A 16617-nucleotide genomic window follows, 5' to 3' on the forward strand; every position below is an offset into this window, starting at 1 on the left:
GCCGAGTGCTCTGTTATGTGCGGGGTGCATGTTAATACAGGGCATTATCCTGTGGCCGAGTATTACGGATTTGTAATTTCGCAGTCACTCCGTCGATAGGTGGGGCTGCCTAAATTCTGCACCGAATGAAGTTTGCCGAGACGTGCACGCATGTCTGCGGATTTATATCGGTGTGGAGGAAAAACCCTTGTCGAGGCGATATTCGAAAGTTGCTGAAGTATGGGTCCTGGCCGCTGCTTTCGTGTTCCCCCTGGGCCAGGCCAGTGCGTCGACAGCGATCACGCTGAGCCAGGCGTGGGAACGAGCCCTGCAAGGCAACCCGTCGCTGCTGGCCGGTGAACGCAACGCTGGCATTGCCGAGGGCGAGCGCAGGCAGGCCGGGGTGCTGCCCAACCCGGAGTTGTCCTGGGAGGTGGAGGACACGCGCAGTGCGACGCGGACCACCACGGTACAGATCAGCCAGCCGATCGAACTGGGGGGCAAGCGCGGTGCCCGTATCGAGCTGGCCGAGCGCGGTATCGACAGCGCCTCGATAGGCCAGGAGCAACTGCGCAACGAACTGCGTGCCGAGGTGGTGGCGGCATTTCAGGGGACGTTGCTGGCGACGATGCGTCAGACCCTGGCCGAACAGGCACAAGCGCTGAGTGAGCGTGGCGTCGCGGTGGTCGAGGCGCGAGTCAAGGCGGGCAAGGCGTCCCCGTTGGAGGTCGCACGGGCCCGCCTGCAGTTCGACGAGGTGCGCCTGGAAACCGCGCGTGCCCGCGATCAACGGCGCAATGCCATGAGCCAGCTACTGGCGGTCATCGGCCCGCAGACCAGCGCGGATGAGCTGGAGCTGAGCGGCGATGCCGCCAGCCTGCCCGCGCTACCGGGTGTGACGGAGCTGTTGCGCCGTCTGGACGGTGCCGCGCCGATGCGTCTGGCGCAGATCGAGATCGAGCGCCAGGAGGCCGCCATCGCGGTGGAGAAGAGTCGGCGCATTGCCGATCTCAGGGTCAGCCTCGGCAGCCAGTACAGCCGTGAGGATCGCGAGCGGGTGAATCTGCTCGGGCTGTCCATGCCGTTGCCGTTGTTCGACCGCAATCAGGGCAACGTGCTGGCCGCCTCGCGGCGCGCCGAGCAGGCGCGCGACCTGCGCAATGCGGCGCAGCTGCGCCTGCGCAGCGAGGTGCAGCAGGCTCACCAGCAATGGCGCACGGCGCAGGGGGCGATCCGCAGTTTCGAGGACGGCTTGCTGGGCGCCGCCGACCAGGCGCTGGAGAGCACCACGCGGGGGTTCCAGATGGGCAAGTTCGCCTTCATCGATGTGCTCGATGCCCAGCGCACCCTGATCGACGTTCGCTCGCGCTACCTGCTGGCGCTCGACGAAGCGCTGGCCGCCTGGGTCCGCCTCGAACGCATCTATGGCGATCTCTCCGCCGGTACGGATGGGTACTGAATCCTTGTCACCAAGGCCGGTGCGATGCCGGCGCTGATCACTGTTTGGGGTTGTTCATGCAGAAGAAACTCGGTGTTGCCATCACGGCCGCCATGGCCGTGGGTTTTGTGGGTGGGGCGCTGTTCTACAACGGTGGGCAGTTCGCTGCGGACATGGGTCATCGACTGGCGGAAAGCGACAAGGGCTACGCGACCGGGGTCAATCCGCTCGGCGCGGCGCAGGCCGCGAGTGCGGGCGAGGAGCATGCCGAGGACGGCGATGGTCATGCACAAGGCGATGAGGCGGCAGAGGGGCATGCCGAGGAGGGTGGGCTGCTGCTCAGCGACGTGCAGATCGCCGCTGCCGGTATCGAGCTCGCCGAAGCGCAGGCACGCAGCATGAGCACCTATATCTCGCTTCCTGGCGAAGTGAATTTCGATGAGGAGCGCACGGCGCACGTGGTACCGCCCAGTGCCGGGGTGGTCGAGCGGGTGCTGGTCGGCCTGGGGCAGAAGGTGGCGGCTGGCGAGGCGCTGGCGGTGATCGTCAGCCAGCAGGTTTCCGAGCTGCGCAGCGAACTGGCGGCGGCCTCACGGCGCCTCGAGCTGGCGCGCACCACCTTCGAGCGTGAGCGCCAGCTGTGGCAGGACGGCATCTCCGCCGAACAGGATTACCTGCAGGCCAGGCAGGCGCTGCAGGAGGCGCAGATCGCCCTGGCCAACGCCCGGCAGAAGGGCAGGACCCTCGATCCCCAGGGCGATGCCGGCGACGGCAGTCGCTACGAGCTGCGTGCCCCCTTTGCCGGTGTGGTGGTGGAAAAGCACCTGGTGCCGGGCGAGGTCGTGGGCGACAGCAGTGCGGCCTTCACCGTGGCCGATCTGAACCGCGTGTGGGTCACTTTCAGCGTGTCTCCGCGCGACCTGGAACAGGTCAGGGTCGGCCAGGACGTGCGCGTCATCGCCCCCGAACTGGGGCGCGAGACGACCGCCAAGGTCGCCTATGTCAGCCGCCTGCTGGGTGAGCAGACGCGCACGGCCACGGGCCGCATCACCCTGGACAACGCCGATGGCGTATGGCGCCCCGGCCTGTTCGTCTCCGTTGCACTGGTTACCGAACGGCATGCGGCCAAGGCGGTGATCCCGCTTTCGGCCGTGCAGGAGGTCGAGCAGCAGAGCAGTGTCTTCGTGCGCACCGACGAGGGTTTCGACGTTCGTGCAGTGACGCTGGGGAGCCGCAGCGACGGCTTCGTGGAGGTACGCGAGGGGCTGAAGGCCGGGGAGCGGGTGGCGGCTGCCGGCAGCTTCATTCTCAAGTCCGAACTGGGCAAGGCCAGCGCCGAGCACGCGCACTGACCCTCACCGACGAGTATTCCTCATGTTTGAGCGCATCATTCAATTCGCCATCGAGCAGCGCTTTCTGGTGCTGCTGGCCGTGCTGGCGATGGCCGGGGTAGGTGTGGCCAGCTATCAGAAGCTGCCGATCGACGCCGTTCCCGACATCACCAACGTGCAGGTGCAGATCAGCACCGCTGCCGATGGTTTCTCGCCGCTGGAAACCGAGCAGCGCATCACCTTTCCCATCGAGACGGCCATGGCCGGCCTGCCGCACCTGAAGCAGACCCGCTCGCTGTCGCGCTCGGGGCTGTCGCAGGTGACGGTGATCTTCGAGGATGGCACCGACCTCTACTTCGCCCGGCAGTTGGTCAACGAGCGCCTGCAGGCTGCCAAGGAGCAGTTGCCCGAGGGGGTGGAGGCCTCCATGGGGCCGATTTCCACGGGCCTGGGCGAGATCTTCCTGTGGACGGTGGAGGCCGAGGAGGGCGCCCTCAAGGAGGACGGCACGGCCTATACGCCGACCGATCTGCGGGTGATCCAGGACTGGATCATCAAGCCGCAACTGCGCACGGTGCCTGGCGTGGCCGAGATCAACAGCATCGGTGGCTTCGCCAAGGAGTTCCAGATCGCCCCCGATCCCAAGCGCCTGGCCGCCTACAAGCTGACGCTGGGCGAACTGCTGCTGGCGCTGGAACGCAACAATGCCAACGTCGGCGCCGGCTACATCGAGCGCAACGGCGAGCAGCTGCTGGTGCGGGCCCCCGGCCAGCTGGGCACGCTGGAGGATATCGCCAACATCGTGGTGGCCAACGTCGATGGCACGCCGATTCGCGTCAGTCACGTGGCGCAGGTGATGCTCGGGCGTGAGCTGCGTTCCGGCGCCGCCACCGAGAACGGCCGCGAGGTGGTGCTGGGCACGGTGTTCATGCTGATCGGCGAGAACAGCCGCAGCGTATCCCAGGCCGTGGCTGCGCGGCTGGAGGAGATCAACCGCTCGCTGCCCGAAGGGGTGGTGGCGGTGACGGTGTATGACCGCACCAACCTGGTGGACAAGGCCATCGCCACGGTGAAGAAGAACCTGATCGAGGGCGCGATCCTGGTGATCGTCATCCTCTTCCTGTTCCTCGGTAACATCCGTGCCGCCCTGATCACGGCCATGGTGATTCCGCTGTCGATGCTGTTCACCTTCACCGGCATGTTCGGCAACAAGGTCAGTGCCAACCTGATGAGCCTAGGGGCGCTGGACTTCGGCATCATCGTCGACGGTGCGGTGGTGATCGTCGAGAACGCCATTCGCCGCCTGGCCCATGCGCAGCACAAGCACGGTCGCGAGCTGACCCGCAGCGAGCGCCTGCACGAAGTGTTCGCCGCCTCCAGGGAGGCGCGCCGCGCACTGATCTTCGGCCAGCTGATCATCATGGTGGTGTACCTGCCGATCTTCGCCCTGACCGGGGTCGAGGGCAAAATGTTCCACCCCATGGCCTTCACCGTGGTCACTGCGCTGTTCGGCGCCATGATTCTTTCGGTGACCTTCGTCCCGGCGGCGATCGCCCTGTTCGTAACCGGCAAGGTGAAGGAAGAGGAAAACGCGCTGATGCGTATCGCCCGGCGTGCCTACGAGCCGGTGCTGCAGTGGGTCATGCGCTATCGCCTGCCGGCCTTCGGCGCCGCCCTGGTGCTGGTGCTGTTCTCCGGTTTCCTGGCCTCGCGCATGGGCAGCGAGTTCGTCCCCAGCCTGAGCGAAGGTGACTTCGCCCTGCAGGCGCTGCGCGTGCCCGGCACCAGCCTGACCCAGTCGGTGGAGATGCAGATGCGCCTGGAGCAGGCCCTGCTGGCCCAGGTGCCGGAGGTGAAGCGCGTCTTCGCCCGCACCGGCACGGCCGAGATCGCCTCCGACCCGATGCCGCCGAACATTTCCGACAGCTACGTGATGCTCAAGCCGCGTGAGCAGTGGCCTGATCCGGACAAGTCGCGGGAAACCCTGATCGCCGAACTGCAGGCCGCCGCCGAGTTGGTGCCGGGCAGCAACTACGAGCTGTCGCAACCGATCCAGCTGCGTTTCAACGAGCTGATTTCCGGCGTGCGCAGCGACGTCGCGGTGAAGATCTTCGGTGACGACAGGGACGTGCTCAACCGCATGGCTGCCGACGTGGCGCAGGCCCTGGGCAGCATCGCGGGAGCATCCGAGGTGAAGGCCGAGCAGACCAGTGGCCTGCCGGTGCTGACCGTGGCCATCGACCGCGACAAGGCGGCGCGCTATGGCCTGAACGTCGGTGACATCCAGGACACCGTCGCCGTTGCCGTGGGTGGCCGCCGGGCGGGCACGCTGTTCGAGGGCGACCGCCGCTTCGATCTGGTGGTGCGCCTGCCGGAAGACCTGCGCACCGACATCGACGGCCTGTCGCGTCTGCTGATCCCCGTGCCGGCTGCCGGGGCCGCCACCGGCGTCGGCTTCATCGCCCTGGCGGAAGTGGCCCGGCTGGAGCTGGCGCCCGGCCCCAACCAGGTCAGCCGCGAGAATGGCAAGCGTCTGGTGGTGGTCAGCGCCAACGTGCGTGGGCGTGATATCGGCTCCTTCGTGGAGGAAGCCGAAGCGAAGATTCGCCGCGACGTGAAGCTGCCCGCCGGCTACTGGACCAACTGGGGCGGGCAGTTCGAACAGTTGCAGTCCGCCGCCAGGCGCCTGCAGGTGGTGGTGCCGGTCGCCCTGCTGCTGGTCTTCATGCTGCTGTTCATGATGTTCAACAATCTGCGCGATGGCCTGCTGGTGTTCACCGGCATCCCCTTCGCCCTGACCGGGGGTGTCATGGCGTTGTGGCTGCGAGACATTCCCCTGTCGATCTCCGCCGGGGTCGGCTTCATCGCCCTGTCGGGGGTGGCGGTGCTCAACGGCCTGGTGATGATTTCCTTCATCCGCAACTTGCGTGAGGAAGGCATGGGCCTGCAGCGAGCCGTCACCGAAGGGGCCTTGCAGCGCCTGCGCCCGGTGCTGATGACGGCCCTGGTGGCGTCGCTGGGCTTCGTGCCGATGGCCCTGGCCACCGGCACCGGTGCCGAAGTGCAGCGACCGCTGGCGACCGTGGTGATTGGCGGCATCCTGTCGTCCACCGCATTGACGCTGCTGGTGTTGCCGGCCTTGTATCGCTGGGCGTACCGGCGTGAAGAGCAGGCGGAACCGGAGGCCAGCCCGTGACCCCGCCGCCCATGCGCGGTCCGGGACTGGGGCGTTAGCCGCCCTGCGCCTGGAGGAACAGGGCGAACAGCTCCGACTGCGACTTGATCCCCAGCTTGCTGTAGACATGCTTGCGGTGCACCTTCACGGTCTCCGCCGAGATCGCCAGCTTGCGCGCCACTTCCTTGCTGGAGTGGCCGCTGAGCATCAGCCGCACCACTTCCAGCTCGCGGCCGGTCAGGGCGGTCTCCACGTGCCGCGCCATCTGCTCCAGGCGCTCCTGCCAGGGCGGGGGCGCGCTCGGTTCGCCGGGCTCCGGCTCGAAGGCCAGGCGCTGGCGCATCAGCGCCGTGACCCAGGGCTGCACCAGGCCGAGCAGGGCGATCTGCTCGGGGCGGAAGGCCTGGCGTGAGCCCAGTGACAGGCACAGGGTGCGTTCGCCCGGCAGGGCCAGGTTGATCTGCACTTCGTCGGCGACCACGTTGAGGCGGAAGTAGCGCTGGTAATAATCGGTCTGCTCGAAGCACTCCGGCGCCACCTCGCCCAGGCGCACCAGGCCGTCGCGGCGGCCTTCGCGGCTGGCGATGTAGAAGGGGTCGAGCAGGTAGAGGCCGCGCAGGTAGTCCTGGAACAGCAGGTCGGGCTCGCCATCATCGCCGCTGCACTCGGCCAGCACCTGCGGGCGGCCCTCGCTGAAGACCAGCGCCACCCAGCTGTCGTGCGCCACGTACTGGCCCAGGGTGCGCTGCAGGGCGCGCCAGAAGTGAGGGCCCGGCAGCGCGTCGATCAGCTCGGCGACGCAGCGATGGAAGGCGATGTCGTGCAAGGTCATGGTCATGCCTCTACCCCCGGGGGGTTACCCCGCATGCGTGATTTCGCCCGGGCACCCCTGTCTCCATACTCGAACCCTGGCGGATGGCTGCCGGCATTCTGGGTAGCCACCACGCGTCGTGCAACAACAAGAATCGGAGCCCTGTCATGCAAGTCGAACTCGTCCAGCTCGCTGGCCGTGATGGCGATACCGCCCACAACCTCGCTGCCGCGTTGCACGCCATCGCCGGCTGCGCGGCCGGAACCCGCCTGCTGGTCTTTCCGGAAACCTACCTGACCGGCTTCCCCACGGCGGAGAACGTCGCCGCCCTGGCCGAGCCACTCGATGGCCCGAGCCTGCGGGCGATCCGTCGCGCCGCCGCCGAGCGGGGGGTGGCCGTGGCCATCGGCATTGCCGAGAACGACAACGGCGTGTTCTACAACACCACGCTGCTGATCGACGGCGACGATACCGTCCTCACTTACCGCAAGACCCATCTGTGGGCCTCCGATCGGGGCGTGTTCAGCCCGGGCGACCGCTACGCCACGGCGCTGCTCGACGGTGTGCGCGTCGGCCTGCTGGTGTGCTTCGACATCGAGTTTCCGGAAAGCGCCCGGGCCCTGGGTGAGCTGGGCGCCGAGTTGCTGATCGTCACCAACGGCAACATGGACCCCTACGGACCGACCCATCGCACTGCGATCATGGCGCGGGCGATGGAGAACCAGGCCTACGCGGTGATGGTCAACCGCGTCGGCGAGGGTGACGGCAACCTGGTGTTCGCCGGCGGCAGCGCGGTGGTCGAGCCCGGCGGCGGCCTGCTGCTGGAGGCGGGGCGCGAACCCTGCCGGCAGGTCATCGAACTGGACATGCAGCGCCTGGCCGAGGCCCGTCGCGACTATCGCTACCTGGACGAGCGACGCATGCCGCTGCCTGGCCAGCGTGTCGAGCATGACAGCGGCCTGCGTGAGCTGCTGATTCCCTGATTTCCCTTGAACGGGCGCCGCAGAAGCGCCCGTGCGGCCTCGCCGCGCCTTTCTTTCGCCGACTTCGGCTCTGCCATAACAATTTCAAAAAAAACGGGAGTAGCAAGCAATGGCTCGTCTGCAACGATCCCTTTCACTGGGAGCGGTGGTGCTGTTCGGCATCGCCTACATGACACCGATCATCGTCCTCGGCACCTTCGGCATCCTCGCCGAGATCACCCGTGGTGCGGTGCCCTCGGCCTATGTCGCCGCCTCGCTGGCGATGGTCTTCACAGCACTCAGCTACGCCCGCATGGCCGGGTTGTTCCCGGTGGCCGGTTCGGCCTACAGCTACGTGCGGCGCAGCATCAACGATCACCTGGGGTTCATCGCCGGCTGGGCGGTGCTGCTCGATTACCTGTTCCTGCCCATGGCCATCTGGCTGATCGGTGCGGCCTACCTGCACTCGGCCTTCCCCGGCTTGCCACAGGCGCTGTGGGTGCTGACCTTCATTGTGCTGACCAGCCTGATCAACGTGGTCGGCCTGCGCCTGGCCAAGGGCATCAACGGCGTGCTGATGCTGGTGCAGTTCCTCGTCCTGCTGGCCTTCGTCGCGCTGTGCGTGCACTACGTGCTGGGTGATGCGAGCAAGCCGCTGTGGTCGCTGGAGCCGTTCCTGGGCGAGGGCATGAACCTGTCGCTGGTCATGGCTGGCGCGGCGGTCGCCTGTTACTCCTTCCTCGGCTTCGATGCGGTCAGCACCCTGACCGAGGAGACCCACGAACCGCAGCGCACCATTCCGCGGGCCATCCTGCTGATCACCCTGATCGGTGGCCTGATCTTCGTGGTCACCGCCTACTGCGTGCAGCTGGCGCATCCCTCGACGCTGTTCGAGAGCAGCGATGCGGCGGCCTACGAGATCGCCCGCAACATCGGTGGCGACCTGTTCGTGTCGGTGTTCCTGATCGGTCTGATCGTCGGCCAGTTCACCTCGGGCCTGTCGGCCCAGGCCAGCGCCTCGCGCCTGATGTTCGCCATGGGCCGTGACGGCGTGCTGCCGCGGGCCTTGCTGGGCACCCTGAGCCCGCGTTTCGGCACCCCGGTGGGCGCCATCCTGGTGTGCGCGGTCGTGGCCCTGCTGGCGCTGAAGCTGGACGTCACCACCTCGACCTCCTTCATCAACTTCGGCGCCTTTCTCGCCTTCAGCCTGGTCAACCTCTCGGTGATCGTCCACTTCGCCCGCCAACCGCAGGCGCGGGGGCCGCTGCAGGTGCTGCGCTACCTGCTGTGCCCGTTGCTCGGTCTGCTGGCGACACTATGGCTGATGGTCAGCCTGGATCGCCTGGCGATCATGCTCGGCTGCAGCTGGCTGGTACTCGGTGGCCTGTACCTGACCTGGCTCACCGGAGGCTTTCGCCGCCGTCCTCCGGAGCTGCAGTTCGACGCGCAGAGCTGAGCTGCGCCACCGTTGCCGGACCTTCGTCGCGCTCGGCGACGAAGGTCACCGGTTTCGAGCCGTCGGCATTGAGGTGCAGGATGCGTTCGGGACGGCCCTGCGCGTCGAAGAACACCTGGCCGAGGCCGGCGCCGTTCCACAGCCGCTCGCCCGAGCGGCTGCGGTCGGGGATCAGCGGGGTGACGCGCATGCGCCGGCGCTTGGTCAGCCAGTTGAGTGGCGACCAGGGTGCATAGAGCCAGCGGTTGAGGCGGTCGAACCAGTCCAGCAGCCTGTGCGGGAATTCGTTCTTGATGCCGCTGCTGGTGATCTGCCAGATGGTGGGACTGTTGCGGCGCAGGCGGATGCTCACCCGGTAGACGAAGGAGTAGTGCACGTCGCCGGACAGGATGACGAAGTCCCCAGGCGTGCGCGAGTGGCGGAAGATGTTCATCATCACGCTGGCTGCACCGCGATGGGCCATCCAGTTCTCGGCATCGACCAGCAGTGGATGGCCAGCGTAGGTGAACAGCTTCTGGATGCCTTCGATCAGCTTGACGCCGAACATCGGCGCGGCGGAGACGATGATGCAACTGGGGTGATCGAGCAGCGCCTGCTGGAAGTCGCACAGCGCCTCCCAGTCCATCAGCCCGGAGGGCTTCGACAGATGACCTTCGCTGCGCCAGCGCCGCGTGCGGGTGTCGAGCACCAGCAGCGCCGGGGTGGTCGGCAGCACGTAGTGCCAGTGCTGGAACTCCAGCAGTTGCCCGATCAGCGCGTCCTGCGCCTTGGCCTGCAGGTGGTCGTCCGCCTGGCGTTGCAGGAGCAGGTCGCGGCAGGCCCGCAGCGGCTCGGCGAACGCCTGCGGGTCGTTGCCCCAGCCCTGGCACAGCAGGTAGGCGAGCAGGGCGTTGCCGATGATGCGCCGGGAGAACGGATGGCCGTAGGCGGTCTGTTCCCAGCGCGCGGACAGGTTCCAGTCGTCGGTGACGTCATGGTCGTCGAAGATCATCAGCGTCGGCAGGTGGGCCAGCACGCGGGCGGCCTGGCCGAGCCCCTGGCGGAATGCCGCGATGCGCTGACGTTCGTCGGCGTAGCGCTGCTGGCGTTGCTTGTCCAGTGGCGGGGGCGTTTCCTCGATCAGCGTCCAGGGCACGGGCGACCAGACCAGCAGGTACATGGCGATCATCTCGGCGAAGGTCACCAGGTGGTTGTCGGCGCTGCTGCTGGTGAAGATCGGCTTCTTCACGCCGCCGAAGAACTTGTCGCGCAGGGTCTGGTTGCTGGTGATCTCGGGCAGCAGCTCGGCCCGCCGGTAGTAGCCCACCGGATCGGCGTAGAGCGCCTGGCTGTCTTCGACCACCGCGCCTTCGAGCTGCTCGTCGAACAGGCCGAGGCGGGCGATCAACTGGTGGATGGCGCACAGCATCGGCCCGGCGACGTCATCCACGTACACCTGGTCGCCGCTCATCAGCAGCAGGGCCGGGCGCTGCGTGGCGTCGTGCGGCTCGGCCAGCAGGCGGTCGGCGCAGAGCAGGCCATCGTCGGCGGCATGGTGCGGCTTGCGGCAGGAGCCGTGGAGCAACTGGTCGAGCCGTGCACGCAGGACAAAATCGGCGTGCTCGGCGCCGTCGTGGAGCAGGTGCGCCGCCCAGTCGGCCATGCCGCGCGTCCCGTCAGCCGCGATGATCTGCAGGTCATAGGCGATGCGCACATCCTGGGGCAGGGCGTGCTCGAGTGGCACGTCGAGCAGATGCAGGACCGCATGCCGGCCCAGCGGCAGCTGCTGGCAATGCGCGTCGAGGGCCAGGGTGCGCGGCTCCTCGCCGTCGGGGTGCAGCCAGAGTTGCAGGCTCAGCTCGCGACTGGCCACCAGCCACAGCACCAGGCGGCCGGGCTCCAGGCGGCGCAGCAGCGGGCCGGCCAGCACCGCGGGCAGTGGCGTGTGGAGGTTGTCGGGCATGAGGCTTCCTGCAGGATGAGAGACAGGGCTTGGACAGTGGCAGGGCGCCAGCGGTTCAGGAGGCCAGCTGGCGCAGGTGCTCGAAGTCGAGAATCTCGATCTCGCCGTAGGTCAGGCGCACGACGCCCTGGGCCTCCAGCTCCTTGAGGATCTGGTTGGTGGTCTGGCGCGACAGCGAGAGCATCAGCGCCAGTTGTTCCTGGGCCAGGTGCAGCACCCGGCGCGGCTCGCTCTCGCCGTAGTTCTCGGCGATCAGTAGCAGGCGCCTGGCCAGGCGCGGCGCGGCCGGCAGCAGGCTCATGTCTTCCAGGGCGATGAAGGCCAGGCGCAGCTTGTGGCTCATCAGCAGGGCGAAATCGCGCCAGTGCTGCGGTTGGCGTTCGAGCAGGGCGAGCAGCTCGGCCTGTGGCAGCAACAGCAGGGTGCTGGCGCTTTCGGCGAAGGCATCGTGGGTGCGCGGCAGGCCGTCGAACAGGGAGATCTCGCCGAACCAGTACGGCGGCTCGACCAGGGTCAGCAGGGCTTCCTTGCCGTTCTCGCCGATGGCGCCGACGCGCACCGCGCCTTCGACCACCGCGTACAGGCCGCTGGGTCTGTCGCCACGGCGAAACAGCCGCTGGCCGGCATCCAGGTGCTGCACCCTGGCCATCTCCAGCAGGGTCTGGCTCAGCGCCGCAGGCAGCGCGGCGAACCAGTGGCCCTGGTTGAGCAGGCTGGCGTAGGTGCGAGGGTCGGGCATGTCGGCTCCTGTAGGGCGCTGTGGCCGTCGATGTCATTGTCGGCTAGGCGACAGAGCGATGCGGCGGCGCGAGGTGATCATGGCGGGGCCTGTTCCCCTGTTGAGGACGATAACAATGAAAACCCTCGTCGATCACCTGGCCCAGTATGCCGCCTACCACCGCGACCGACGCAACATCGCCAGCCATTTCATCGGCATCCCGATGATCGTGCTGGCGGTCGCCGTGCTGCTCTCGCGCCCGGGTTTCGAGCTGTTCGGCCTGTGGCTGGCGCCTGCCACCCTGGTGGCGCTGGCCGCCGCGCTGTTCTACCTGCGCCTGGATACCCGTTTCGGTCTGGTCATGAGCCTGCTGCTGGCGCTGTGCCTGTGGGCTGCTGCCGGGCTGGCGGTGGCCGGCACGGCGCTGTGGCTGTCGGCGGGGCTCGGCCTGTTCGTGGTCGGCTGGGTCATCCAGTTCGTCGGCCACTATTACGAAGGGCGCAAGCCGGCGTTCGTCGATGACGTCATGGGGCTGATGGTCGGCCCGCTGTTCGTGGTGGCCGAGCTGGCCTTCCTGCTCGGCCTGCGCAAGGAGGTCGAGCACGCGGTGGTGGAAATCGCCGGGCCGACCTGCATTCGCGAGAAGAAGGCCCTGGCCTGAGCCGCCCGGCTGACGGGCGCATGCGCCGACGAGCCGGCTTCTGCGGCTACCCGGCACGGCTGAGCTAGAACATCGCCATCCACTGCGCGGTCAGCGAGCGCGCGTGGCGGTCCACGGTGATCGGTGCGAAGGGGCGGCCGGACACGCTCTCCAGCGTGTTGCTCTGGCTGTTCATGTCGGCCAGCGCGGCGCGCAGATAGCCCCAGCGGGTCTGCAGCTTGTTCACCTGCGGGTCCGCCTTGGCATCCAGGGCTTGCAGTTCCTGGTCGATGGCCGGCAGCAGCAGGCGTTCGTCCTGGCCCAGGTAGGTGTCGGGGTGCTCGCGGGCGATCTCGAAGGTGCCCAGGTAGGAGCGGGCGAGGTATTGCACCCCCAGGTACTCGACCTTCGCCGCCAGTTCACTCTGTCCTGGCGCGCCCGGCAGCCCCCTGGCCGCCGCGAGAAAATCACGCAAGGCGCGACTGAGGTCCTCCGGGAAGCGCCAGGGCACGTTCTCGTCACCGGGGCCATAGGAAACACCGTTGCGCAGTTGGGTAACGAGGGCGTGGTGGGCGCTGGTGAGCTCGCTGCTGCCCTGCGGCAGGCTCTGCATGGCACCGGCCAGAGCGGCCAGGTCGGCCTCCAGGCGCTGTCGATGGACCTTCTGGAAGCCCTCGCCACGTAACAGCATCAGGCTGCTGGTCGCGCGGCAGGCGTGAATCTGGATCTGTTCCTGCGGACTGACGGCCTCGGCGAAGGCCATGGGCGAGAGCCCGACGAAGAGGCCCAGCGACCAGAGAAAGGCATGGCGTAGCAGTGCTTTACAGCGCATCCGGGTGCTCCTTGTTATTGTTTTGAGCGGGGCGGCGTCAATGACACAGCGTCAAGACTACTGCGTCATGCCGGAGCGAGCATGACCCGAAAGAGTGATTTCGTCGGAAATCGCTACCGTTCGGGGGCTTTTGCCAGGTTGCGCAGGTACTCGGCACTGAAGGCGTCGGCCGGGAAGAAGGTTTCCAGGGCCAGCTCGGCCAGGGTCACGTCGTTCGGTGTGCCGAACACGGTGGTGGTGCTGATCATGCTCAGCACGCCGGCTTCGGTGCGCAGTTGCACCGGCATCAGGACCGTCTCGGCAGAGGCTTCGCCCTCATCCTCCGGCGCCGGGTAGGTCAGCAGTTCCTCGTGCAGGGCCAGGAGCTGCGGGGCACCGCTGATCTCGGCATCGCGGTGCAGGCGCAGCAACAGGTGCGCGCGCCACTGCGCCAGGTTGACGATGCGCGGGGCCAGCCCCTCGGGGTGCAGGGACAGGCGCAGCACGTTGAGCGGCGGGCCGAGCAGGGCGTCTGCCACGCCGACGAGAAAGGGGCCGACCGAGGCGTTGGCCGCGAGCAGGTTCCACTGCCGGTCGATGGCCAGGGCGGGGTAGGGTTCATGGGCCTTGAGCAACTGGTCGATGGCCTGGCGCGCCGGCTCCAGCGCCGGGTCGGCGAGGTCGTGCTGGCTGTACAGCGGGGCGAATCCCGCGGCGCTGAGCAGGCGATTGCGCTCGCGCAGGGGAATCTCCAGCTGCTCGGCCAGGTGCAGCAGCATGTCGCGGCTGGGTTGTGCGCGGCCGGTCTCGACGAAGCTCAGGTGGCGGGTGGATATCTCCGCCTCGCAGGCGAGGTCGAGCTGGCTCAGGCGGCGCCGCTGGCGCCATTGGCGCAACAGGGCGCCGGCGGTCTGGGAGTTCGTAGTCATGGCCAGCACGATAGTCCAGCCAGGTCATGTCGGCCATTACCTGATAGGTAATCGACGGCCCGTGCGTTTCGGCGAAGTCTGTAGGCCAGGCACCACCCCGGTGCTCCCTGTGGAGAACTTGCCATGAACGTACTGCAACCCAACCCCATGCTGCGTGATGCGCTGTTGCTCGACGGCCTGCTCAGCGGCGTCACCGGCCTGCTGCTGGTCCTGGCGGCCGGCTGGCTGGGCGCCTTCCTCGAACTGCCGCGCCTGCTGTTGCTGGTCGCCGGCAGCGCCCTGTTGCCATTCGCCGCGCTGCTGGTGTGGTTGTCCAACCGCCAGCAGATCAGCCGCCAGGTCGTCTGGGCAGTCATCGCGGTCAATGCCCTGTGGGTGATCGACAGCCTGCTGGTGCTGCTGATCGGCTGGCTGTCGCCGAACCTGTTCGGCTACGCCTTCGTCATCGCCCAGGCGCTGGCGGTGGCGCTGCTGGCCGAGCTGCAGTGGTTCGGCCTCCGCCACTCGCAGGCTGCCGCCATCTGACGCTTGCGCTCAGAAGCTGCGCAGGGCCAGTTCGCTGCCGAGCAGCAGCAGGCCGATGAAGAACCAGCGTTTGAAGCGCTCGGCGCTGATGCGCTTGCGCAGCCACTGGCCGGCGGCCATGCCCAGCAGGGCGGGCAGCAGGGCCAGGGCCGAAAGGCCCAGTACCGCCGGCTGCAACAGTTCGCCGCTGTGCCCGAGCGCCGCCGCCAGGGCCAGGGTGGAGACGCTGAACGAAAGCCCGAGGGCCTGGATCAGGTCGTCCTTTTCCAGGCCGATGGCCTGCAGGTAGGGCACCGCAGGGATGACGAAGACGCCGGTGACGGCGGTGATCGCCCCGGTGACGGCGCCGATCAGTGGCGCCAGCCAGGGCTCGTATCGCGCGGCGACGCGCACCTGCACCCTGGCCAGGCCGAGCACGGCATAGAGCACCAGTGCCGCACCGAGCCAGCGGCTGGCGCCGGGCAGGTCGAGGCTGTGCAGCGCAGCGGCGACCAGCAGCGTGCCGGCGACGATACCCAGCAGCATGGGCCACAGCCGGCGCAGCATCGGCAGCGGGCTGCGGCCGTCGCACAGCTGCCAGATGTTGCTCACTATCGAGGGGATGATCAGCAGCGCGGCGGCCTGCAAGGGCGCCATCAGCAGGCCGAGCAGGCCCACGGCGATGGTGGGCAGGCCGAGGCCGACCACGCCCTTGACCAGGCCGGCGAGCAGGAAGGTGGCGAGGATCAGTGGCAGGTAGTCGGTCATCGTGCGGCTCCCCTGTGGTGCATGGCCTGGCTGTCGGCGGGGGCCTGCTCGCGCTCGTGCAGGCCGTAGTCGCGCAGCACCTGGGCCACGCGCAGGCGATAGTCGGCGAAGACGCTTTCGCGCCCCGCCGTCTGCGCCTCGCGGTGCTCCTGGCGCTGGCGCCAGGCTTCGACCGAGGCGGCGTCCCGCCAGAACGACAGCGAGAGGATCTTGCCCGGTTCGCTGAGGCTCTGGAAACGTTCGATGGAGATGAAGCCGGGTTGTCTGGCGAGCAGCGGGCGCAGCCCGGCGGCGAGGTCGAGATAGTCCTGCTGCTGGCCTGGTCGGGCCTGTACTTCGAAGATCACGGCGAGCATCGGGTTTCTCCCTGGCTGGCTCTGGTTGACGTTGCCTGCCAGTATTCACGTGTCATGCACGCCATGTTTCGTCATGAGGTGAATTATGGAATACGCACCGGGTTTCAGTTCGATCGCCGCGTTGCTCGCCGATGCCGGGCGCGCCAGCATGGTCTGGGCGCTGATGGACGGCAGCGCACGCCCTGCCGGCGAGCTGGCGCTGCTGGCCGGGTTGTCGCCATCCTCGACCAGCGCGCACCTGGCCAAGCTGGTCGAGGGCGGCCTGCTGGTGCAGCAGCGCCATGGGCGCAATCGCTATTACCGCCTGGCCGGCCCGGAAGTGGGGCAGCTGGTGGAGGCGCTGGCCAGTGCCGCGCTCGCCGCACAGCCGCGCCAGTCGCGTCCTGTGCCGGCGTCGCGGGGTACGCCGCAGGCGATGCGTGAGGCGCGCACCTGCTATGACCACCTGGCCGGTGAGCTGGCGGTGGGGGTCTTCGCGCGCATGTGTGCGGCCGGCTGGCTGGCGCAGCAGGACGGCACGCTGGCCATCACCGCGACGGGTGAGCAGCGCCTGCAGGCATTGGGCATCGACTGGCCTCAGGTGCAACGGCAGCGCCGTCAGCGGCTCTGCGCCTGCCCCGACTGGAGCGAGCGCAAGCCGCATCTGGGTGGGGCGCTGGGCGCTGCGTTGCTGGCGCTGTGCGAGGCTGAAGGCTGGCTGCGGCGCAGCCAGGGCTCGCGTGCGCTGCAGGTCTCGCCAGGGGGGCGCAGGGCGATCATGGCGATCGCCCTGGAGTAGGCGCTGGAACCGTTCGCGG

15 protein-coding genes are annotated in these 16617 nt (G+C 67.8%); 8 read left to right on the forward strand and 7 right to left on the reverse strand.

What is annotated here, in order from left to right; genetic code table 11:
- Positions 1 to 241 precede the first annotated feature (241 nt).
- Genes EPK82_RS18880 through EPK82_RS18890 form a run of 3 tightly spaced genes read left to right on the forward strand, consistent with a single transcriptional unit; the run spans position 242 to position 5944 of the window.
- A complete protein-coding gene (locus EPK82_RS18880) occupies positions 242 to 1438 on the forward strand; it encodes a TolC family protein (RefSeq protein WP_244230033.1) in 1197 nt (398 codons plus the stop codon).
- Between the two features lie 56 nt (positions 1439 to 1494).
- Complete coding sequence (locus EPK82_RS18885; protein ID WP_134677647.1) at positions 1495 to 2769, forward strand: efflux RND transporter periplasmic adaptor subunit; 1275 nt, start codon at positions 1495 to 1497, stop codon at positions 2767 to 2769.
- Positions 2770 to 2791: 22 nt separating this feature from the next.
- On the forward strand, positions 2792 to 5944 hold the full coding sequence (locus tag EPK82_RS18890; protein ID WP_134677648.1) for a CusA/CzcA family heavy metal efflux RND transporter: 3153 nt from the start codon (positions 2792 to 2794) through the stop codon (positions 5942 to 5944).
- A 34-nt stretch (positions 5945 to 5978) separates the two neighbouring features.
- On the opposite strand, the gene EPK82_RS18895 is transcribed toward EPK82_RS18890, so the two are convergent.
- Complete coding sequence (locus EPK82_RS18895) at positions 5979 to 6761, reverse strand: helix-turn-helix transcriptional regulator (RefSeq protein ID WP_134677649.1); 783 nt, start codon at positions 6759 to 6761, stop codon at positions 5979 to 5981.
- Between the two features lie 140 nt (positions 6762 to 6901).
- On the opposite strand from EPK82_RS18895, the gene EPK82_RS18900 reads away from it, so the two are divergent.
- Both EPK82_RS18900 and EPK82_RS18905 read left to right on the forward strand, forming a co-directional pair.
- Positions 6902 to 7717 carry a carbon-nitrogen hydrolase family protein gene (locus EPK82_RS18900; protein WP_037051240.1) on the forward strand — a complete coding sequence of 272 codons (816 nt, stop codon included), beginning with the start codon at positions 6902 to 6904 and terminating at the stop codon, positions 7715 to 7717.
- A gap of 109 nt (positions 7718 to 7826) precedes the next feature.
- Positions 7827 to 9152, forward strand: a complete 1326-nt coding sequence (locus EPK82_RS18905; protein WP_037051242.1) for an APC family permease — start codon at positions 7827 to 7829, stop codon at positions 9150 to 9152.
- Here EPK82_RS18905 and EPK82_RS24815 read toward each other — a convergent pair.
- Positions 9097 to 11094, reverse strand: coding sequence for a metallophosphoesterase family protein (locus EPK82_RS24815; RefSeq protein WP_167494378.1), 1998 nt, complete (start codon positions 11092 to 11094; stop codon positions 9097 to 9099). The genes EPK82_RS18905 and EPK82_RS24815 overlap by 56 nt on opposite strands.
- A 55-nt stretch (positions 11095 to 11149) precedes the next feature.
- Positions 11150 to 11833: a Crp/Fnr family transcriptional regulator gene (locus EPK82_RS18915; protein WP_134677650.1), complete on the reverse strand. Its 684-nt coding sequence runs from the start codon at positions 11831 to 11833 to the stop codon at positions 11150 to 11152.
- Positions 11834 to 11948: 115 nt separating this feature from the next.
- Between EPK82_RS18915 and EPK82_RS18920 the strand changes: the two genes are divergently transcribed.
- Entirely contained in the window at positions 11949 to 12473 is a 525-nt protein-coding gene (locus EPK82_RS18920; RefSeq protein ID WP_134677651.1) for an Mpo1 family 2-hydroxy fatty acid dioxygenase, read from the forward strand.
- 64 nt (positions 12474 to 12537) lie between these two features.
- On the opposite strand, the gene EPK82_RS18925 is transcribed toward EPK82_RS18920, so the two are convergent.
- Together EPK82_RS18925 and EPK82_RS18930 are read right to left on the reverse strand one after the other, a co-directional pair.
- Positions 12538 to 13284: a hypothetical protein gene (locus tag EPK82_RS18925; protein ID WP_134677652.1), complete on the reverse strand. Its 747-nt coding sequence runs from the start codon at positions 13282 to 13284 to the stop codon at positions 12538 to 12540.
- Positions 13285 to 13397: 113 nt separating this feature from the next.
- Complete coding sequence (locus tag EPK82_RS18930; RefSeq protein ID WP_134677653.1) at positions 13398 to 14192, reverse strand: MmyB family transcriptional regulator; 795 nt, start codon at positions 14190 to 14192, stop codon at positions 13398 to 13400.
- 123 nt (positions 14193 to 14315) lie between these two features.
- On the opposite strand from EPK82_RS18930, the gene EPK82_RS18935 reads away from it, so the two are divergent.
- On the forward strand, positions 14316 to 14717 hold the full coding sequence (locus EPK82_RS18935; RefSeq protein WP_037051248.1) for a hypothetical protein: 402 nt from the start codon (positions 14316 to 14318) through the stop codon (positions 14715 to 14717).
- A gap of 9 nt (positions 14718 to 14726) precedes the next feature.
- Here EPK82_RS18935 and EPK82_RS18940 read toward each other — a convergent pair whose 3' ends face one another.
- Both EPK82_RS18940 and EPK82_RS18945 read right to left on the reverse strand, forming a co-directional pair.
- On the reverse strand, positions 14727 to 15464 hold the full coding sequence (locus EPK82_RS18940) for a sulfite exporter TauE/SafE family protein (protein WP_134677654.1): 738 nt from the start codon (positions 15462 to 15464) through the stop codon (positions 14727 to 14729).
- Complete coding sequence (locus EPK82_RS18945; RefSeq protein WP_134677655.1) at positions 15461 to 15820, reverse strand: antibiotic biosynthesis monooxygenase family protein; 360 nt, start codon at positions 15818 to 15820, stop codon at positions 15461 to 15463. The genes EPK82_RS18940 and EPK82_RS18945 overlap by 4 nt, the downstream gene beginning before the upstream one ends.
- A gap of 85 nt (positions 15821 to 15905) precedes the next feature.
- Between EPK82_RS18945 and EPK82_RS18950 the strand changes: the two genes are divergently transcribed.
- Positions 15906 to 16598, forward strand: a complete 693-nt coding sequence (locus EPK82_RS18950) for an ArsR/SmtB family transcription factor (protein WP_134677656.1) — start codon at positions 15906 to 15908, stop codon at positions 16596 to 16598.
- Positions 16599 to 16617: the final 19 nt, after the last annotated feature.

It is taken from the genome of Ectopseudomonas khazarica (assembly GCF_004521985.1).
Lineage (GTDB): Bacteria > Pseudomonadota > Gammaproteobacteria > Pseudomonadales > Pseudomonadaceae > Aquipseudomonas > Aquipseudomonas khazarica.